Below are 17,330 nucleotides of genomic sequence, written 5' to 3'. Positions count from 1 at the left end.
GGCGCCAGGCTGATTGCGGTCCTCAGCTCCCAGGATAGTGCACCCTGCTTGCGGGCGACGTCGAGCGAGCACTCATAGAGACCTTCGGCCTCATGGGCCGAGGTCGGCCCGCCCTCGGTGAGCGTGATCTCGCCCTGCAACCGATAGACTTCGGCGAGGTAGAAGTGATCGCCAGTGCGCCGTGCGGTTGCAAGCGCGCCGTCGAGCGCGCGCAGAGCCGCCTCGCGGAAGCCGGCCTTCGCATAGGCCTCGGCCAACAAGCACCTGAACCAGCAGCCGGCGAGCCAGGAATCCATCGCCTCGTATTCGTCGAGGCCGACGCGCATCTGGCTCAATCCATCGTCGACGTCGCCAAGCTGCGTCAGCGCCCAGCCTCGTAGGATCGCAGCCTGCTGCTTCCAGTGCAGGAAATTGTGCTCGGTGGCGATGATCATGGCGCGGTTGGCGTGATCGCGCGTGCCTTCGACGTCGCATAGGTGCTGGCAGAGATAGGCGCCGAACACCAGCGCGAAGGCGAGCGTGAAGGGATGACGGATCTTCTCGGCGTTGGCGATCGCCTGTTCGCTGTGCTGGCGCGCTACATCGGGCTGGCCGAGGAACCATAGGAGATAGCCGAGATAGGACAGCGACACGACGCCGGGATCGGTGCCGTGCCGCACCACCAGGTCGGCGTGCAGATCCGCATTGTAGAGATTGACGCAGCGGCGCAGATGATGCTGAGCCGCCGCAAAACGCCCGCGATAGAGCATGGTCATCGCGATTGCGCGATGGGCCTCCATGAGATAGCCGGTCTGCTGCGCGGGCTGCGCCCGCTCGTTCAGCCGCTGGCGCTTGGCAAACTTCAACAGCTCGACGCTGAGATCGTGCGCGCGCGTCAGATCCGCGCGGATGAAATGGCAGACCCAGAGCCCGCGCGTCGCCGCAAACGTCTTCTGCTCGTCATCGAGCTGCTGGCCGAGCTCGAGGGCGCGGATGTAGTTTTCCTCGACCTCCTGCACCGCATAGCCCTTGGCCGCGATCAGCGCGTTGCCGAGCGCGATGCGCAGCTCGAGCTCGATCTCGCCCGCACCCTGCATGCGCGCATTGGCCTGGACGACGCTCAAGCCGCGGCGCAGATGCCCGATTGCCTCCAGATTGCCGCCGGTCTTCGCGGCCTGCTCGCCCGCCTTGAGCCAGAAGCTCGCGGCGCCTTCGCTCTGGCCGGATTCGGTCAGATGGTGGGCGAGAAGCTCGGGCTCGCGCGCGGTCTTCTCCGGGTACATCTCGGCGAGCACCTGGGCGATCCGCGAATGCAGCTTGCGCCGCTCGCTGTGCAACAGGCTGGCATGCGCCGCGTTCTGGATCATCACGTGCCTGAATGCGTAGAGCGCATCCGGCGGGTGACCGCGACGCACGATCAGGCCGGCCTCCTCCAGATGATCGAGCGCCGCCTCGATCTGGTCGGCGGGCGTGTTGGCGACGGCGTGAAGCGTCTCGTAGGAGAACTCGCGGCCGATGGTGGCGCCGATCTGCGCGATCTTCTTGAACGGGCCCATGCGGTCGAGGCGCGCCATCAGCGAGTCCGTCAGCGTCGCCGGGATCGCGAGCTGCCGCCACTCGCCGGACAGCACGTAGCGGCCGTGTCGTTCGGTCAGCAGGTTGGATTCGAGGACGGTCTTGGTCAATTCCTCCAGGAACAGCGGCACGCCGTCGGTCTTGACGATGATCTCCTCGACGACCTCCTTGGGAAGCTCCCGCCCTGCAACGCGCTCGACCAGGGTCGTGCGCAATTGCCGGCTCAGCCGGTTCAACACCAGCGTCGTGATGTGCGAATGCGCATTCCAGCTCGGCTGAAACTCCGACCGCGCGGTGATGACGACGAGGATCGGCTGGCCATGCACCTTGTCGACCAGGAGATCGATGACCTCGCGCGAGGTCGGATCGATCCAGTGCAGGTCCTCGAAGGCGATGACGAGCGGCTGCTCGCGCGCAAGCCCAAGCAGATGGTTGACGATGGCGGACACCGTCGCGTCCTTCTGCTGCTGCGGCGACAGGTCGAGCGGCGGGTAGCGGTCGCCCGTCGGGATCGACAGCAGCGCAGCGAGCAGCGGGGTCACCTGCGCGACCTCGCTTCCAGCGACGGCCACGGCGGCTTCGAGATTCGAGAGCGACATCGCAGTCGCGTCCTCGCGGTCGAGCCCGAGCACGAATTTGAGCTGCGCGCTGAACGGATGGAACGCGGTCGAGGTATAGTACGGAGAGCACTGCAACGAGATCTGCCTGTGCCGCTCACCCGCGATGGTTCCGAATATCTCCTGGACGATGCGGGACTTGCCGATCCCGGGCTCGCCGAACAGCACCACGACCTGTCCGTCGCCCTGCCTCGCCTGCTGCCAGCGCCCCGTCAGCAGCGAGACCTCCTCCTCGCGATTGACGCGCGGCGTCAGTCGCGTGCCCATGGAGGCGGCGAAGCGCGTCTCCACCCGCGAGGGCCGCACCACGTGCCAGGCCTGGACCTTCTCGGAAAGACCCTTGAGGGCCTGGATGCCGAGATTGCGGTAGTCGAACTTGCCCTTCAGCAGCGACTGAGTGGAAGCAGAGATGACCACTCCGTTCGGCGGCGCCAGCCCCTGGAGCCGCGCGGCGAGATTGACGGTTTCGCCGACTGCGGAATCGCGCTCCTCGGTGCCCTGACCGACGAGATCGCCGACCACGACGAGACCGGTGGCGATGCCGATGCGCACCGCCGGCGCGTGGCTCAGCGCACCGCGCGGCTCGACCGCGCGGGCCGTCGATAGCACCCGCACGATCTCGAGCCCGGCGCGCACCGCGCGCTCGGCGTCGTCCTCATGCGCGGTCGGATAGCCGAAATAGACCAGGATGCCGTCGCCGACGAAGCGGGCAGCAAAACCCTCATAATGCTTGACCACGCGGACGCAGGTCTCGCGGAAGCTCGCGATCATGTCGCGTACGTCTTCGGGGTCGAACCGGGCCGAGAGCGGGGTCGAATCCACCATGTCGCAAAACATGGTGGTGAGCTGCCGCCGCTCGGCGCCGACCTCGGCTCGCGCCGTTGCTTGCGGGGCTGGCGAGGGCCCGGCCGGTTCGGGCGAAAGCAGCGTCGCCATCGCACGGCGCAGCCGCTTGCGATCGCCGAGCGGCAGGCCGAGCTCCGCGAGATCGGCCTCCGTCAGGTCGGGCATGACGTCGAGGTCGAGCCGATGCTGTGCAAAAAGTTCGGTGTATTGGCCGAGCCCCGCGCCCTCAAGCCAGCCTTTCAAATCCGTTTCCGTCGCCGCGCCCGGCTCCGTCTCCAGCATGCTGCTTCCGTTCGACTGCCCACTCCGTCGAAGAGAATATGCCCTCAACCACAAACTTTGAGAGCCAAAACTCCACCTCGGACTGGACGCGTTTCACAGTTTTTTGAAGAATAGCTCAACTGGATCGAAAAGGCACGGCACCCCCGCCGGCGAGCGGGGTATTTTGAGAGCTACACACCGAGCGGACTGAGGCGCGCCAGCGGCTCGGTACCCTCAGGGCGCCGCAGAAGCTGCATGACGTGGCGTTTCAGGCGCACGAAATCGGGCTCGGTCACGAGATCGTGGCTGCGCGGCCGCGCGAATGGCAGGACGAAATCCTCGATCACCCGCCCGGGCCTCGCGCTCATCACCACGATCCGGTCCGCCAGGAACAGCGCCTCGTCGATGTCATGGGTCACGAACACCGTCGTGGTCGGGATCTTGCTCCAGATGTCGAGCAGGACCTCCTGCATCAGGCTGCGCGTCTGCGCATCGAGTGCGCTGAAGGGCTCGTCCATCAACAGCACGCGCGGCTGGTTGATCAGGACACGTGCAATCTCGACCCGCTGCTGCATGCCGCCGGACAGTTGCGAGGGATAGAACCGCTCGAACCCCGACAATCCGACCAGCTTCAGGATCTCGTCGGCGGCGCGCCGCCGCTCCACCTTGCCGACCCCGCGCATCTTCGGGCCGAAAGCAACGTTGTCCTGCACCCGTTTCCACGGAAACAGCGTGTGCTGCTGGAACACCATGCCGCGGTCCGGGCTCGGGCCGCGGATCGGCTGCCCGTCCAGGGCAAGCTCGCCCGCCGTGATCTTCAGGTGTCCGGCCAACGCACCGAGCAGGGTTGACTTGCCGCAGCCGGAAGGACCGAGCACGCAGACCAATTCGCCCGGCGCGATGGTAAAGTTCAGGCGGTCCACCGCCTCGAAAGCGTCAGCACCTTCGCCGAGCCAGATCGAGACACCGGCAATGTCGATGCGGCCGACGCCGCGCACCGGAATATCGGAGACGCGGATGTTCATCGCGCGACCGACGGGTTGCGCCAGGGCATCAGCAGCCGGCCGGCTGTCGTGAGCAGCCAGCTGCTGCCCATGCCGAGCAGGCCAATGATCAGCATGCCGACGATGATGTCGGCATAGTTTTGCAGCGTATAGGCCTCCCAGGTGTAATAGCCGATGCCGAACTGGCCGGAGATCATTTCCGCCGTGACCAGACAGAACCATGAGGTCCCCATGCCGATGGCAAGCCCCGTCACGATGCTGGGCGCGGCGTCCGGCAGCACCACCTCGCGCAGGATGGAGACGCCTGAAGCGCCGAGGCTGCGTGCGGAGGCAACCAGCCGGCGATCGACATTGCCGACGCCATGGACCGTATTGAGCACGATCGGAAACAAGGCGCCGATGAAGGTGATGAAGATCATCGACAATTCCGAGGACGGGAAGATCAGGATCGAGAGCGGGATCCAGGCCACGGCCGGAATCGGCCGCAGCAATTCGAGCGGCGGCAGCAGCAAATCACTCGCGGCACGCGACCGGCCGATCGCAAAGCCGAACACCACGCCGACAACGGCCGCCGCGCCATATCCGGCGAGCACGCGCCACAGGCTGCTCGAGATATGCGCGGCCAGCTTCGGCGACTTCAACAGCACGACGGCGGACTGGACGACCTCGGTCGGCGGCGGCACGTTGCGGAACGTGACGACTCCCAGATTGACATGCAGCGTCGCGGCGAGCTGCCAGAGGGCGATGCAGGCCAGGATGGAGAAGCCGCGGATCAACCATCGGGCACGCGCCAAGCCACCGGTTGCTGAGACGGTTGGCATCGTTCACCGGCTCGCAACGAGGGGCTCGCGCGCGGCGTTGAAGTCGACGACCTCGCCACCATGCTGCTTCGACCAACGCTCGGCGGCGTCCTTCAGCAGGAAGGCGCTCAACTCGCCATTCGCCGACCGGACGAACCAGGCCTGGTTCGCGAACAGCTTGATGCCGCTTTCACGATCCTGCGCATAGACGACGCGGATGGCCTTGCCGTCCTTCTCGAGGCCCGCGAGCGCCTTCAGTGCGCTCTCGGGCGAGGCATAGTGGCGGACATGCGGCTCGCCCTTGACCCAGATCTGCGCGACGCGGCTGAAGTCGGCGATCTCCGCGCCGGTCGTCGCATCCTTCGCCTTCAACGGAAGCTGCGCATAGTTCTTCAGCTCGGCATCATAGTCACGCCCGACTTGCGCGAGCGCGGCACGGATGAACCTGTCGGTGACAAACTGGTTGATGTCGAGATCGCTGTCGGCGCGCTTGAGGAGCTTCAAGGTCTTGATCGAGGTCGCGACCGCCTGGCGATATTCGGGCTTCCAGGTGACGTCGCGGGTCTGGAGCCCGAGCGGGCCATGAAAGAGATAGTCGACCTCGGCCTCGATGCCGGTGACCTTGGCGATCAGCTCGCTGTATGTCTCCGGCTCCTCGGCGATCAGGCGATCCGCTTCAATCGCCGCGCGCAAGTAGGCGACCACGACTTCCGGATGTTTTTCGGCATAGTCGGCGTCGACCAGCGCGCCATGGAACGTCGGGGCGTTGGCCTGCGCGCCGTCGAATATCTTGCGGGCAAAGCCGCGCCAGGGAAACAGCTCGGCAAACGGGACGAAATCCGCATGCGCCTCGATCTTGCCGGCCTGCAAGGCCGGTCCGGCGACTTCCGGCGCCTGTGTGATGATGTTGACGTCGGTCTCGGGATTCCAGCCCTTGGCCTCGATCGCACGCAACAGCATGCCGTGGGAGGTCGAGGCAAAGGGAACGGAAATCGTCTTGCCCTTGAGATCGTCGAGCGACTGCGCCGGCGAATTCGCCGGGACCACGATGCCGTTGCCGCTGCCCTTGGTGCTTCCCGACAGTACGCTGATGAAGAGGCTGCGGCGCCCGGCCTTCTGGAAGGCGACGCCGTTCAGCGATCCCGGAAAATCTGCCATCGCGCCGAAATCGAGCTTGCCTGCGACCATCTCGTTGGTCAGCGGCGCGCCGCTGGTAAAGTTCTTCCACTGAATGTCGTAAGTGACATCCTTGTACTTGCCGTCATGCGGCAAAAATTTCTCCAGGAGCTTGAGCTCGCGGATCAGCAAGCCACCGGTCGCGCAATTGATCGTGGTGTCCTGCGTCCCGACTGCAACCCTGATGGTCTCGGCACGCGACGACCCGACGAGAGCCATCGTGACGACGACGGCGGCGACGCTTCCCCTCACGGGGCCAAAAGAGATCATGCAACGGTCCTCGCTCGCAATGGCCGGGCTGCCCGCACCGGCACGAAATGACTCGCCGGCAACTATTGGATTTCGCTCGTTCGCGTTGAAGCAATTACTTGCGTCGCGCACTCGCGACAGCCCGTGTGGCAATTTCGTCGTCGTTTCGAACGCCTGACATCGAATGATTTTTCTCGGGAGCAAGCCGTCGACAGATGAAATCGTTTCAACGGCACGCGCCTGGCGCAAGAGCTTTGCTAAGTGCACGTGGACGCCTTCAAAGAGATGGACATTCCACCCGCATCGCACTTACCTAGTTGCGAATGCCGAGCGCAGACGGACAGCGATGACGACACTCAAAGAGGCGGCGACGACGTCGCGAGGCCGAAGGCTTCCGGCCCTCGGGCTCGACTGGCGCCATGCGGAGGACATCGGAACCGCGCGCGCCCTGCGGGCCACGACAAATGCTTCGGCATTGTTCATGAGCGAGACGGTCGACGGCCTGAACGTCGGCGCGCATTTTCTCGACCGCCTGTCGGCTACACAGAAGGCGCGGGTCCAGGCGGCCGGCCGCACTGTCGTCGTGCCGCAGGGCGCCATGGTCTTCGGCCAGGGCGAGGGGCATGACGGCATCTTCATTATCCGGCGCGGTCAGGTGCGCGTCTACTACACGGCGCCGTCGGGACGCGAGATCACGCTGGCCTACTGGACGCCGGGGCATTTCATCGGCGGCCCAGAGATCTCCGGCGGCGGCATCCATATGTGGTCCGGCATCGCCATCGAGACCTGCGAGATCACGGTCCTGTCGGGCGCGGCGCTGGCGAAGCTGCTCACGGATATGCCGACCTTCGCGTTGGCGCTGATCGACGGGCTGATCGCAAAGGGCAAGTGCTATTCCTCGATGGCGCAGATGCTGGGAACGCGATCGGTGATCGAGCGGCTGGCCCAGCTTCTGCTCAACCTGTCGGAGCTCCACGGCAATCCCGACGGCGATACGATCGTCATCGACCGCAAGATCACCCATGACCAGATCGCAGCCATGGTCGGCTCAACCCGGCAATGGGTGACCATGATGCTGAAACGCTTCCAGAACCGCCGCATCATCGCCATTGACGGCAGCGTGATTCGCATCAAGCGGATCGACCTGCTGGAGAAGATCCTGTTCAAGGACTAGATCAACCTCATCGCGCTTTAGCGCCGGCGGCGCCGGATCACCGCGCCTCTTCAAAGCCCGCGAGCACCGACGTCAGGTTGGCGCCGAGGATATCCGAGAGATAGCCGCCTTCCTGCACGAACACGGTCGGCAGTCCCATGCGCGCGATCGCCTGACCGATACGGCGGAAGCCCGGCGTGGTGACGCGGAGCCCCTTCAGCGGATCGTGCTCGGAGGCATCGAGGCCGAGCGCCACGACGAGCGCGCCGGGCGCGAATGCGTCGATTGCGGTCTTGGCGCGCGCGAGCGCCTGCATGTAGCCGTCATCGCCCGTGCCGATCGGCAGCGGGATGTTGAGATTGGTGCCGAGCCCCTCGCCCTCGCCGCGCTCATGGGCATAGCCCCACACGAACGGATAGTACGCGACCGGATCGGCGTGGATCGAGATGGTGTAGACGTCGGGCCGCGTATAGAAGATGCCCTGCGTGCCGTTGCCGTGATGCACGTCGACGTCGAGGATCACGACGCGCTCATGCCTGAGCCGAAGATGCGCGGCAGCGATCGCGCTGTTGTTGAGGAAGCAGAAGCCGCCGGCCATGTCGCGATAGGCGTGATGGCCGGGCGGACGGCAGAGCGCGTAGGCAGCAGTCTCACCGTCCATCACGAGCTGCGCTGCCGTGGTCGCAACATCCGTCGCCGCGCAGGCCGCAGCCCAGGTGCCGGGCCCGATCGGCGCGGCGGTATCGGCGGTGTGCCAGCCGAGCTTGCCGACGATGTGCGTCGGATAGGTCGCGGCATGGCGCACGGGATGGATGTTGCCGATCATCTCCGGGCCAGAATCGCCGAGCGCACTCCAGGCGTCCCAGGCCTCAGAGAGGAAGGTGAGATATTCCGGACTGTGAATCCGCGCGCGCGGTCCCTGCCCGAATGTGATCGGCTCGACCAGTTGATGCTTGCCGTCCCGCAAACCCTTGAGCAGCCGGTTCGCGCGCTCGGGTTGCTCGGTCGTGCGCTTGACGACCCCGCGCACCAGGAAGAATTGCGGATCGTGGCTGCGATGCAGTTCGGTATAGACGGCCTTCACGTGGGTGGCTCCATGACCTTGGGATCGGATGACGTCTTGATCCCGGCGGCGCGACGATGCAAGCGAGAACGGTGTCGCATCCTGCGTGCCGGTCCTGCGTGGAGCGCGGATCGCGGCTCAGCAACGGCCGCGTTGCAGGCAATGCTCGCGGCCCTGCTGATCGGTGCGGAAGGCCTCAATGAAGCCGCCCTGGCGCTGCGTGACGAAGACCGTCTTGCCGTCGTCACCGCCGAAAGCGAGGTTGGTCGGCTCCTTGCCCTTCAACGCGACCTCGCGCTGAACCGCCCCGTTGGGCTTCATGATCGAGATCGTGCCTTTGAGAATGCGCGCGACATAGAGTCGGCCGCTGACGTCGGTGCGCAGGCCGTCGATGGTGTCGGGCTGGAACGTCTTGATCAGCTTCGCGTCGGTGAGCTCTGCGCCGCGGATCGTGTAAGACCAGACCTCGCCGCTGTTGGATTCGCCGACATAAAGCATTTTGCCGTCCGGGCTGAGATCGATGCCGTTGGTGGTGCCCATCGCGCGCGGCGCCGTCATGAGCTGGCCCTGCACCGACCCGTCCCTCACCTTGGTGATGCGCCAGATATGGCCCTCACGCCCCTTCCAGTTCGGATCGCTCGCATAGATCGTGCCGTCGCGCGCGATCGTCATGTCGTTCGGCTGCTTCATCTCGTCGGAATGAAACCAGAGTCGCGGCTCCGTGGTGCCCTTGGGTAGCGCGAAGATGTTGTGGCCCTTGTAGTCGGCAACGAACATGGTGCCGTCGCGATCGAAGCGGATGGAGTTGCCGACGCTGCCTTGCGGAAGCTCCGCGAACGTCCCGGAGGCCGCTCCGCCCGCCGGCAACCTGCCGATCGTGCCGGGCTTGCCGAGATTGACCACGAACAGATTGCCGTCGAGATCGACGGCTGGCCCTTCGATGCCGAAGGTGTATTCGCCCGCGGGCGTCACCTGCGCGCTTTCGAACAGCTTCGTCTCGCCAAAGGCCGGCTGAGCGGCGATCGCCAGGAGCACGCTACTGCAAAGGCACCAGATCGTTCTGCTGGATGTAGTAGCCATCGTCGTCGGTGCATTCGCCGTTGAGATATTGATCGGCCGGCCGGTAGAACCGGCTGAAACCGGCTTTGTCTACAGCGGTCCTTTGTGTCACGACGACGACCTTGGTGGCCGGCATTTCGCCGCATTCCTTGCTGGTGCGCGAGACGAATTTGCGCGTCGGCGGGCCGGGCTTGATGCGCATACGTGTTCCCGGAACCATATTTGCAACCAGTAAGTCCGCAAAGTCGAGCAGGCGGGCGTAGCCGGGCTCGGTCTTCGCCAGCGCTTCGCCGCCCGGCGGCATCAGCTTCTCCGCGCCGAGCCCGCGCAGGCGCGTGCGCAGCTTCCCGGACCCGGGATCGCCAGGATAGATCCAGCCGTCCTGCGACAACATGAAGCGCAGCACGGTCTGGTCCTTCTCCGCGTCGGATTGGCCCTGCTTCAATCCAAAATCCGAATGGCAGCCGACGCAGTGTTTCTCCACGAGCCCCTTGCGCAGCGCCGAGAGCCGATCCCTGTTCTGCGCATCCTTCGCAACGAGGGCGGCGAGCTGCTCGATCTGCGCCGCGCTACGCATGTCGCAGGGGAGCGGCTCCGGCGCATTGCCATCAGTGCGGTCGATCCGGATCACGGTCTGGTTCTTGTCCTCGACCAGCCAGATCGCGCCATCCTCCGCAACGGTGATGCCGACGGGTGCGCCCTGCGGCCGCGCGCCGTTGACGCGGTGCCAGCCAGCGATCAATTCCTCGAAGGGTGCCGCCGCGACCTCGCCCGCGCCAGTCTGGAAGCTGCGCGTCGGCTGGGCGGCGCAGCTCACGTGGTAGCGGACCGGCGACGGACTCATCTTGGGGAAGCCGTGATCGTCGACGTCATAGGCCAGGAGACGGCTGCCGGTCGGACGATAGCCATGAAGGGCTATCAGCAACCTGCCTTCCAGCTCCGGAAATTTTTGGCCGTGGTAGTAGAGCATGCCGAGCGGCGCGCCATGCGGTGGCAGCAGCGAAAACGGCTGCTTGTAAAGGGCGCCGTTGGTGCAGAGGTTTTTGTAAGGACCCGATCGCAGCACCAGCCTGAATTCCGGGCTCACCGTCGAGAGGTCGTAGCAATAGGGCCAGCCGTAGTGCTTGCCCCGCTCGATCGCGTTGATTTCCTCGTTCGGCGTGAAGATGTCGGGCAGATCGCGGCCGTTTTCGCCTTGCAGGAACGCGTAGCCGGGATCGGGAAATTGCGGGTGCAGCGCCAGCGCCATCGAGTTTCGAAGGCCGCGCGCATAGACCTCGTGCGGCGGATTGGGATCGTTGGGCTTCAACGCGGAAAAGACGCCGCCTGAAGGCGGCGTGAACATCCAGATCGCGGCAAGCGCCGAGGCGCCTTCCGCCGGCGCGCATGGCCGCGTGATCGGCGGGTGGGTGATGCAGTCATCGCTATGCGAACCGACATTGACGAACAGCCGCCCGGTGCGGTCGAACGCGAACTGCTTGAGCGGATGCGCGCTCTCGTCGAGCTTGGTGCCGTCAGGCAGCGTCAGCCGGCGGCCCGGCAGGCGATGAAGGATGGTCTCGACCGTGCTGCGCGGATTGTCGGCAAGCGGATCGACGCGGAAAATCGTCTCGTCGGTGGAGGCATAGAGTTTCTTGTCGGGACCGATCGCCAGACCGAAGGGATATTCGATCCCCGTGATGAGCTCCTTGATCCGCTTGCCCTCGGCTGCGCGGGGATCGAGCAGCAGGAGCTGGCCATCAGTGTGGCCCCAGCCGCCCATGTCGGCGACCACGAACAGCTCATGACCGGGGATCTGGATGATCGACCGCGGGAATTTCAGATGATCCTCCTCGCTGGCGACGAGACCTGCACAAAACCCTTGGCGGAGGTCGATCTTGAGTCTCGGGAAGGCGAGATCGCCGCTGCCGCAGGTATCGGTGCCGATCGCGTAGCCGCTTCTCCGGATCGGCTCGGACGATGCCGGTGGCGCAAGGCCAAGCCCCGCAGCCAGCAGAGCGCATGCGAACACACACAGCCGGCCATAGGCTTTTCTCACGAATTGCAAGACTTCCCCCTCCCTCGACCCCGGCAAATCGAGAGTTCCATGCCTCCGCTGCGCCGTCCAGCCGAAGGTTAAGAATCCGTAACGCGCTCACCGTCCCGTGAATCAGAATATCCGTAATTTCCCTTACCGGGTTGAACCCGAATATTTCCGACAACGTCAGAGTGTTATGGGTTGATTGCGTCCGAATCGCTTCGTGGAGGAGGCGGCTATGGTCCAAGTTTTTTTTCACTGCTCGAATACTGACGGCATGTTGATCGACCGGCAGGGCACCGCGGTGTCGAACCTGACCGAGGCCCGCGACCGCGCCGCGCAAATCATGCGCTCGATGATCATGGTGCCCGGCGACGAAGACTGGCGCGACTGGATCCTGCACGTCAGCGACGACGACGGCGAGGAGATCTTCGACCTGCCGTTCAGCTCCATGCTCGGAAAGCCGCACTGAGAACATTGCCATGCTGATCGCTTCGCTCACGCTGCTTCGCCACCCCATCTCCGCGATCGCCTCGCGGTGGCAGGCGCTGGTGAAGCTCGCGGGCAATCCCTACCGCCCTGAGCTGCACTACATGCGTGGCCCGGGACCAAAATGGCGCGCCAAGCACGGCAACCGACGGCCCGACGGCAGGCTCTGAGCCTCGCCCACCGGATCGAGGGACGTCATCCGTCCCGCCCCCACGCGCCACGATTGGAGCTTTCCACCGGAAACGGCCTTGTCTACCCTGCCCGCCTTTTCAGGCAGCAGGGACCATTTCATGTCGCATGAATTCCATTTGGACAATTACCTGGCGCGCATCGGCCATCCGGGTGCGGTGAAGCCGGATCTGGCGACCCTCAGGGCACTCCATAGAGCTCACGTCAATGCGATCCCGTTCGAGGGGCTCAATCCGCTTCTGCGATGGCCCGTTCTTCTCGATCTGCCGACCGTGCAGGCCAAGCTCGTCGACTCCCGGCGCGGCGGCTATTGCTTCGAGCAGAACGCGCTGTTCAAGGCGGCGCTCGAGCACATCGGCTTCAGCGTCACTGGCCTTTGCGCCCGGGTGCGGTGGATGGCCGCACCCGACAGTCCGTTGGGCCCAAAGGTCCACATGCTGCTCAAGGTCGATCTGCCCGAGGGTCCCTACATCGCCGACGTCGGCTTCGGAGTCTGCGTGATGGATAGCCCCTTGCAGTTCCAGACGCAGATCGAGCAGCGCACCGCGATGGGCACTTACCGGATCGGCGAGATCAAGGGCCTGTTCTCGATCAGCGCGAAACAGCCGAGCGGTTGGCGGACCATGTACGTCTTCGACCTGGTCCCGCAGCTTCAATCCGACTACGAGCTCGGCAACTATTTTACCTCGACGAGCTCCATCCCGCCCTTCACCAGCACGCTGATCATGGAGCGCGTCGCAGCGGATGCGCGCTACAAGCTCGCCAACCGGCGGCTGACCATCGAAGGACGCGACGGCGAGGTGATGAGCGAGCGCACGATCGACAGCGCCGACGAGCTGCGACGGGTGCTACATGAGACGTTCAACGTCGAGCCGCCGGTGCCGGTGGAAGAGGTGTTTGCGCGGATTGGGGGATAGCGCGCTTGCCGTGCGCGCGATGCAGGATCGCGACGAAGCGCCCTGCGAGGATGACGACGCGGACGTGCCGCCATCGCCGCGCTGGAGGAGCTGAGGCTGACGAAAACTGCAGAGCAAACAAATCAACCGTACCAACCGGACGTCGGCAACAACAAACCGTACGAACGGAGGTCTGCAATCAACAACAAGTTCCAATGATGGGCAGTTGCGTACGGATTGCTAATATCCGCGCTGCGCTCGAATTATGCTCATAGTGTCGTTGTAACCTTGGTTCATACCACGCCGCACAGTTTCCGCCTGTCCTGCCAGATCAGGATTCGCTGCCGGGCAAACACGGATACCCGGCTGAGAGAGCAAATATCGCAGCTCTGCTTCCGGGTTTGGTATCTCCGGAAACCTGACGCAGTTTCTGTAGGGATCATATTGCTGGGCCTGCACTTGGATCGGCGCAATCAGCGTAGCGATTGCGAGACCTAGAAACGCAAGGTGTTTCATGGCAATGCTCCTTCGACCTGATCGTTACGAGGTTGCTCTGAAATCAAAACAACCATAAGTTTAATTCCGAGTGCAGGCAGGATTTGTGAGGTACGCCACACGGTGCGAGTCATTGGGCACTCACAGGTACGTGACGGCGCGATGGCGGAGGATGACAAATCGCGAATGCATGACCATCCGCCGGCGGATGTCGACTCATCGCCGCCACGCCAAGCTGCCGGTTGCCCGCGAACGCACGCAAGGCGATCGCGCTTCGACTATGAGGAGGCGCAGGTGCAGTCCGTGCCGATGAAGTTCGCCTGCCCGAGCGCCGTGATGCGCGAGGGCGACACGAATTCCGGCGCAGTCGAGATCTTCCAACCCTGGGCCGACGCGGTCGCAGAGAGCTGAGCGTCACGACTCCTCCACATTTGCAAGCGAGCTAGCCGTCCGATGCCCGTCCATCGAACGGGACAGAAGCGTACGTCCAAGAGGAGATCATTCTTATGAAGAAGCTTGCGCTCGCCGCGACATTGATCATCGCGGCTGGCCTCACCATGCCGAGCGCGGCATCCGCCAAAGGCGGTCATGGCCATGGACACGGCCACGGCGGATTCCATGGACATCACCATGGCACGCCGCCGGGCTGGTATCACGGGCGCAAAGTCGGCTGGCGCGGCAAGGGCTGCCCGCCCGGCCTGTGGAAGCAGGGCCGCTGCTGAAATCGACGACAAACTACCAGGCGTCGCCCGAATTCGGGCGGCGCTTTTCTAGATCCCCAGCCTGTCCCGCACGCGGCCGGCGATCACCGCGCTCGTGACCCCGAGCGGCCAGAACGCGTGCAGCGGGATCGGCTTGATGCCGGTGACGGGCATGTCGATCTCGGCGTTGGCGCCGCCGATCAGGCGGCGCGCGAGTTGCGCGCCCATCGCGGTGGAGAGCGCGACGCCGCGGCCGTTGCAGCCGAGCGAGATCAGGATGTTTTCCGCCGGCTCGTGCACATGCGGATAGTGATCCCCGGTGATCGCAAGGCGGCTGTTCCAGCCATGGGTCCAGGCGACGCCCCTGAGCTGCGGCCACAGCCGCTCGGCATAGCGCATGAGATAGGCGACATCGGACGGCGAGTTGATCCAGCGCATCGGGCCGCGGCCGCCCATCAGCAGACGGTTCTGCTGATCGATGCGATAGTAGACCGTGATGTGCCCGCTTTCGTAGAGCACGGACCGTGTCGGCATGATCGAATGGGCGACCTCCTCGGACAGCGGCGCGGTCGCAGCGATCGACGAAAACACCGGCACGATGGTGCGGCGGAGCACGGGCCAGAGGTCATCCGTAAAGCCGTTGGTGGCGAGCAGCACCTTTTCGGCACGCACCACCGCGCGCGGCGTCTCGATGCGCCAATGCGTGCCTTCGCGACGCAAGGCGAGCGCCGGGGTTTCGCCGTGCACGCTCGCACCGGCGGAGATCGCGGCGCGTGCGAGGCCCCGGGCGTAGCTCAGGGGATGAAGATCGCCGCCGCGCGCGTCGAGCATGGCGCAGAGGTAGCGATCGGTGCCCGTCATCTCGCGCAATTGCTCGCGATTGAGCAGCGTCACCGGCATGCCGCGGCGAATGCACTGCTTTGCGGTACTTTCGATCGCCGCGGCGTTCGCCTCGTTGTAGGCGGCGCGCAGCGTGCCGTTCTGCCGCGCCTCGCAAGGAATCTGGTAACGGCGGATCAGCTCGTGGGTAAAATTCGTCGTGCCGTAGGAGAAGTCGATCATGCGGCGGCCGAGATCAGCGCCGAAATCGGCCTCGATCTGATCGGGGTCGTGCTTCAGCCCCGGATTGGTGTGACCGCCATTGTTGCCGGACGCGCCCCACCCCGGCTCCTGCGCCTCCAGCACCAGTGCGTCGACACCCCGCTCGGCCAGACGCAGCGCGGTGGACAGGCCGGTGTAGCCGCCGCCGACGATCGCGACGGAGACGGTCTTGTCCGCATCGAGCGGCGGCGTGGCCACCGGCGCAACGGCAGTGTCGGCATAGAGCGAGGGCGGCAGAGGCAGGCGCACGGGCAGAATCATAGGGATACCGGATCAGAGCGGATGCAGCACGCGGCGCAGGAAGTCTTGCGTCCGCGCGTGCTGCGGTTGGTTGAGCACGGCTTTCGCCGGCCCCTGCTCGACGATGACGCCGCCGTCGATGAACAGCACGCGATCCGCGACGTCGCGGGCAAAGCCCATCTCGTGGGTGACGACGACCATGGTCATGCCGTCATCGGCGAGCTTGCGCATCACGGAAAGCACCTCGCCGACGAGCTCGGGATCCAGCGCCGAGGTCGGCTCGTCGAACAGGATCGCCTTGGGCTGCATCGCGAGCGCGCGCGCGATCGCGACGCGCTGCTGCTGCCCGCCGGAGAGCTGCGGCGGATGCACGTCGGCCTTTTCGGCGAGGCCCACTTGCGCGAGCAGCGCTCGGCCGCGCTCCAGCGCCGCGGCGCGCGGCTCCTTCTTCACGTAGAGCGGCCCCTCGACGACGTTCTCCAGCGCCGTGCGATGCGGGAACAGATTGAAGCGCTGGAACACCATCGACACCTGCGTGCGGATCGAGACGATCGACGGCGCATTGCGATCGACGCGCGTGCCCTCGACGCTGATGTCGCCGCGGTCGTAGCTTTCGAGCCCGTTGATACAGCGCAGGATGGTCGACTTGCCGGAGCCGGACGGGCCGATGATGCAGACCACCTCGCCCTTCTCGACACCCGCCGTGATGCCCTTGAGCACCTCGACCTTGCCAAAGCTTTTGTGGACGTCGTCGAGCTCGATCATCGCTTGCCGGCCCGCTTCTCGAAATGACGGACCAACAGGATCAGCGGGATGCTCATGGTGAGATACATCAGCGCCACCAGCGTGAACACGCTGGTGTTCTTGAAGGTCGAGGAGGCGATCAGCTTGCCCTGGAGCGCGAGCTCGGCCACCGTGATGGTCGAGGCTTGCGACGAATCCTTCAGCATCATGATCATGACGTTGCCGTAGGGTGGCAGCACGATGCGCACCGCCTGAGGCAGCACCACGCGGCGCATGGTGAGCCACCAGCCCATGCCGATGGTCTGCGCCGCCTCGATCTGTCCCTTGTCGATCGCCTCGATGCCGGCACGGAAGTTTTCCGCCTGATAGGCCGAATAGGCGATGCCGAGCCCGAGGATCGCAGCCTGCAATGCGGTGAGCGTGACGCCGAGATCGGGCATCACGAAGTAGAGGTAGAACAGCAGCACGATGATCGGGATGCCGCGGATCACGTTGATCACGCTGGCGCTCAGGCCTGCGAGAAAGCCGATGCCGGAGACCCGCATCAGGGCCCAGACCAGTCCGAGCAGCGTCGAGAGGATCAGCGAGCCGATGGTGACGACGATCGTGAGCGCGACGCCGTTGAGGAGGATCGGGAAGAACTCGACGGTGTCGCGCCAAAAACCCTGCATCGGCG

At 64.8% G+C, this 17,330-nt stretch carries 16 protein-coding genes; 5 read left to right on the top strand and 11 right to left on the bottom strand.

What is annotated here, in order from left to right:
- From SO139_RS37385 to SO139_RS37370, 4 genes are all read right to left on the bottom strand, one after another.
- Nucleotides 1–3,299 (bottom strand): ATP-binding protein (locus tag SO139_RS37385; protein ID WP_498541587.1); only part of this gene is annotated, 3,299 nt, incomplete at its 3' end.
- 170 nt (nucleotides 3,300–3,469) lie between these two features.
- Nucleotides 3,470–4,303 (bottom strand): ABC transporter ATP-binding protein, encoded by an 834-nt coding sequence (locus SO139_RS37380; protein ID WP_498541586.1) that lies wholly within the window; start codon nucleotides 4,301–4,303, stop codon nucleotides 3,470–3,472.
- Nucleotides 4,300–5,103 carry an ABC transporter permease gene (locus tag SO139_RS37375; RefSeq protein WP_449383161.1) on the bottom strand — a complete coding sequence of 268 codons (804 nt, stop codon included), beginning with the start codon at nucleotides 5,101–5,103 and terminating at the stop codon, nucleotides 4,300–4,302. Before SO139_RS37375 ends, SO139_RS37380 begins: the two co-directional genes overlap by 4 nt.
- Before the next feature lie 3 nt (nucleotides 5,104–5,106).
- Nucleotides 5,107–6,477, bottom strand: a complete 1,371-nt coding sequence (locus SO139_RS37370) for an ABC transporter substrate-binding protein (protein WP_498541589.1) — start codon at nucleotides 6,475–6,477, stop codon at nucleotides 5,107–5,109.
- 511 nt (nucleotides 6,478–6,988) lie between these two features.
- On the opposite strand from SO139_RS37370, the gene SO139_RS37365 reads away from it, so the two are divergent.
- Nucleotides 6,989–7,681, top strand: a complete 693-nt coding sequence (locus tag SO139_RS37365; RefSeq protein ID WP_449383166.1) for a Crp/Fnr family transcriptional regulator — start codon at nucleotides 6,989–6,991, stop codon at nucleotides 7,679–7,681.
- A gap of 37 nt (nucleotides 7,682–7,718) precedes the next feature.
- Here SO139_RS37365 and SO139_RS37360 read toward each other — a convergent pair whose 3' ends face one another.
- The 3 genes from SO139_RS37360 to SO139_RS37350 all read right to left on the bottom strand — a co-directional run bounded on the left by SO139_RS37360 (nucleotide 7,719) and on the right by SO139_RS37350 (nucleotide 11,778).
- Nucleotides 7,719–8,744 carry a histone deacetylase family protein gene (locus tag SO139_RS37360; RefSeq protein ID WP_498541585.1) on the bottom strand — a complete coding sequence of 342 codons (1,026 nt, stop codon included), beginning with the start codon at nucleotides 8,742–8,744 and terminating at the stop codon, nucleotides 7,719–7,721.
- Nucleotides 8,745–8,861: 117 nt separating this feature from the next.
- Nucleotides 8,862–9,803 (bottom strand): SMP-30/gluconolactonase/LRE family protein, encoded by a 942-nt coding sequence (locus SO139_RS37355; RefSeq protein WP_449383163.1) that lies wholly within the window; start codon nucleotides 9,801–9,803, stop codon nucleotides 8,862–8,864.
- Nucleotides 9,760–11,778 carry a PQQ-dependent sugar dehydrogenase gene (locus SO139_RS37350; protein WP_474800767.1) on the bottom strand — a complete coding sequence of 673 codons (2,019 nt, stop codon included), beginning with the start codon at nucleotides 11,776–11,778 and terminating at the stop codon, nucleotides 9,760–9,762. Before SO139_RS37350 ends, SO139_RS37355 begins: the two co-directional genes overlap by 44 nt.
- A gap of 259 nt (nucleotides 11,779–12,037) precedes the next feature.
- Here SO139_RS37350 and SO139_RS37345 point away from each other — a divergent pair, with 259 nt between their 5' ends.
- The 3 genes from SO139_RS37345 (at nucleotide 12,038) to SO139_RS37335 (ending at nucleotide 13,394) form a co-directional block, all read left to right on the top strand.
- Complete coding sequence (locus SO139_RS37345) at nucleotides 12,038–12,271, top strand: DUF6894 family protein (RefSeq protein WP_449384122.1); 234 nt, start codon at nucleotides 12,038–12,040, stop codon at nucleotides 12,269–12,271.
- A 10-nt stretch (nucleotides 12,272–12,281) separates the two neighbouring features.
- The gene (locus SO139_RS37340) at nucleotides 12,282–12,458 is read left to right on the top strand and encodes a hypothetical protein (RefSeq protein WP_449384123.1); all 177 of its coding nucleotides are present in this window, start codon (nucleotides 12,282–12,284) and stop codon (nucleotides 12,456–12,458) included.
- Nucleotides 12,459–12,578: 120 nt separating this feature from the next.
- Entirely contained in the window at nucleotides 12,579–13,394 is an 816-nt protein-coding gene (locus SO139_RS37335; protein WP_449384124.1) for an arylamine N-acetyltransferase family protein, read from the top strand.
- Between the two features lie 219 nt (nucleotides 13,395–13,613).
- Here SO139_RS37335 and SO139_RS37330 read toward each other — a convergent pair whose 3' ends face one another.
- On the bottom strand, nucleotides 13,614–13,889 hold the full coding sequence (locus SO139_RS37330; protein ID WP_449384125.1) for a hypothetical protein: 276 nt from the start codon (nucleotides 13,887–13,889) through the stop codon (nucleotides 13,614–13,616).
- Between the two features lie 485 nt (nucleotides 13,890–14,374).
- On the opposite strand from SO139_RS37330, the gene SO139_RS37325 reads away from it, so the two are divergent.
- Nucleotides 14,375–14,590, top strand: a complete 216-nt coding sequence (locus SO139_RS37325; RefSeq protein ID WP_449384126.1) for a hypothetical protein — start codon at nucleotides 14,375–14,377, stop codon at nucleotides 14,588–14,590.
- Between the two features lie 48 nt (nucleotides 14,591–14,638).
- Here the strand turns inward: SO139_RS37325 and SO139_RS37320 are convergent, their stop codons facing one another.
- The 3 genes from SO139_RS37320 to SO139_RS37310 are packed head-to-tail and all read right to left on the bottom strand — an operon-like array spanning nucleotide 14,639 to nucleotide 17,325.
- Entirely contained in the window at nucleotides 14,639–15,931 is a 1,293-nt protein-coding gene (locus tag SO139_RS37320; RefSeq protein ID WP_449384127.1) for an NAD(P)/FAD-dependent oxidoreductase, read from the bottom strand.
- Between the two features lie 12 nt (nucleotides 15,932–15,943).
- Nucleotides 15,944–16,675, bottom strand: coding sequence for an amino acid ABC transporter ATP-binding protein (locus SO139_RS37315; RefSeq protein WP_449384128.1), 732 nt, complete (start codon nucleotides 16,673–16,675; stop codon nucleotides 15,944–15,946).
- A complete protein-coding gene (locus SO139_RS37310) occupies nucleotides 16,672–17,325 on the bottom strand; it encodes an amino acid ABC transporter permease (protein ID WP_449384129.1) in 654 nt (217 codons plus the stop codon). Before SO139_RS37310 ends, SO139_RS37315 begins: the two co-directional genes overlap by 4 nt.
- Nucleotides 17,326–17,330 lie beyond the last annotated feature (5 nt).

The sequence above is a fragment of the Bradyrhizobium sp. UFLA05-89 genome, assembly GCF_059803475.1.
Note: the sequence above shows the minus strand (reverse complement) of the source record. Positions and strands in the feature narration are given on the sequence as shown.

Excerpts from the sequence above, each read along its gene's own strand:
- SO139_RS37315 (WP_449384128.1), bottom strand. The coding sequence starts at position 16,675 with ATGATCGAGCTCGACGACGTCCACAAAAGCTTTGGCAAGGTCGAGGTG.
- SO139_RS37345 (WP_449384122.1), top strand. The coding sequence starts at position 12,038 with ATGGTCCAAGTTTTTTTTCACTGCTCGAATACTGACGGCATGTTGATC.
- SO139_RS37375 (WP_449383161.1), bottom strand. The coding sequence starts at position 5,103 with ATGCCAACCGTCTCAGCAACCGGTGGCTTGGCGCGTGCCCGATGGTTG.
- SO139_RS37335 (WP_449384124.1), top strand. The coding sequence starts at position 12,579 with ATGTCGCATGAATTCCATTTGGACAATTACCTGGCGCGCATCGGCCAT.
- SO139_RS37340 (WP_449384123.1), top strand. The coding sequence starts at position 12,282 with ATGCTGATCGCTTCGCTCACGCTGCTTCGCCACCCCATCTCCGCGATC.
- SO139_RS37365 (WP_449383166.1), top strand. The coding sequence starts at position 6,989 with ATGAGCGAGACGGTCGACGGCCTGAACGTCGGCGCGCATTTTCTCGAC.
- SO139_RS37310 (WP_449384129.1), bottom strand. The coding sequence starts at position 17,325 with ATGCAGGGTTTTTGGCGCGACACCGTCGAGTTCTTCCCGATCCTCCTC.
- SO139_RS37330 (WP_449384125.1), bottom strand. The coding sequence starts at position 13,889 with ATGAAACACCTTGCGTTTCTAGGTCTCGCAATCGCTACGCTGATTGCG.
- SO139_RS37320 (WP_449384127.1), bottom strand. The coding sequence starts at position 15,931 with ATGATTCTGCCCGTGCGCCTGCCTCTGCCGCCCTCGCTCTATGCCGAC.
- SO139_RS37355 (WP_449383163.1), bottom strand. The coding sequence starts at position 9,803 with ATGGCTACTACATCCAGCAGAACGATCTGGTGCCTTTGCAGTAGCGTG.
- SO139_RS37380 (WP_498541586.1), bottom strand. The coding sequence starts at position 4,303 with ATGAACATCCGCGTCTCCGATATTCCGGTGCGCGGCGTCGGCCGCATC.
- SO139_RS37370 (WP_498541589.1), bottom strand. The coding sequence starts at position 6,477 with ATGGCTCTCGTCGGGTCGTCGCGTGCCGAGACCATCAGGGTTGCAGTC.
- SO139_RS37325 (WP_449384126.1), top strand. The coding sequence starts at position 14,375 with ATGAAGAAGCTTGCGCTCGCCGCGACATTGATCATCGCGGCTGGCCTC.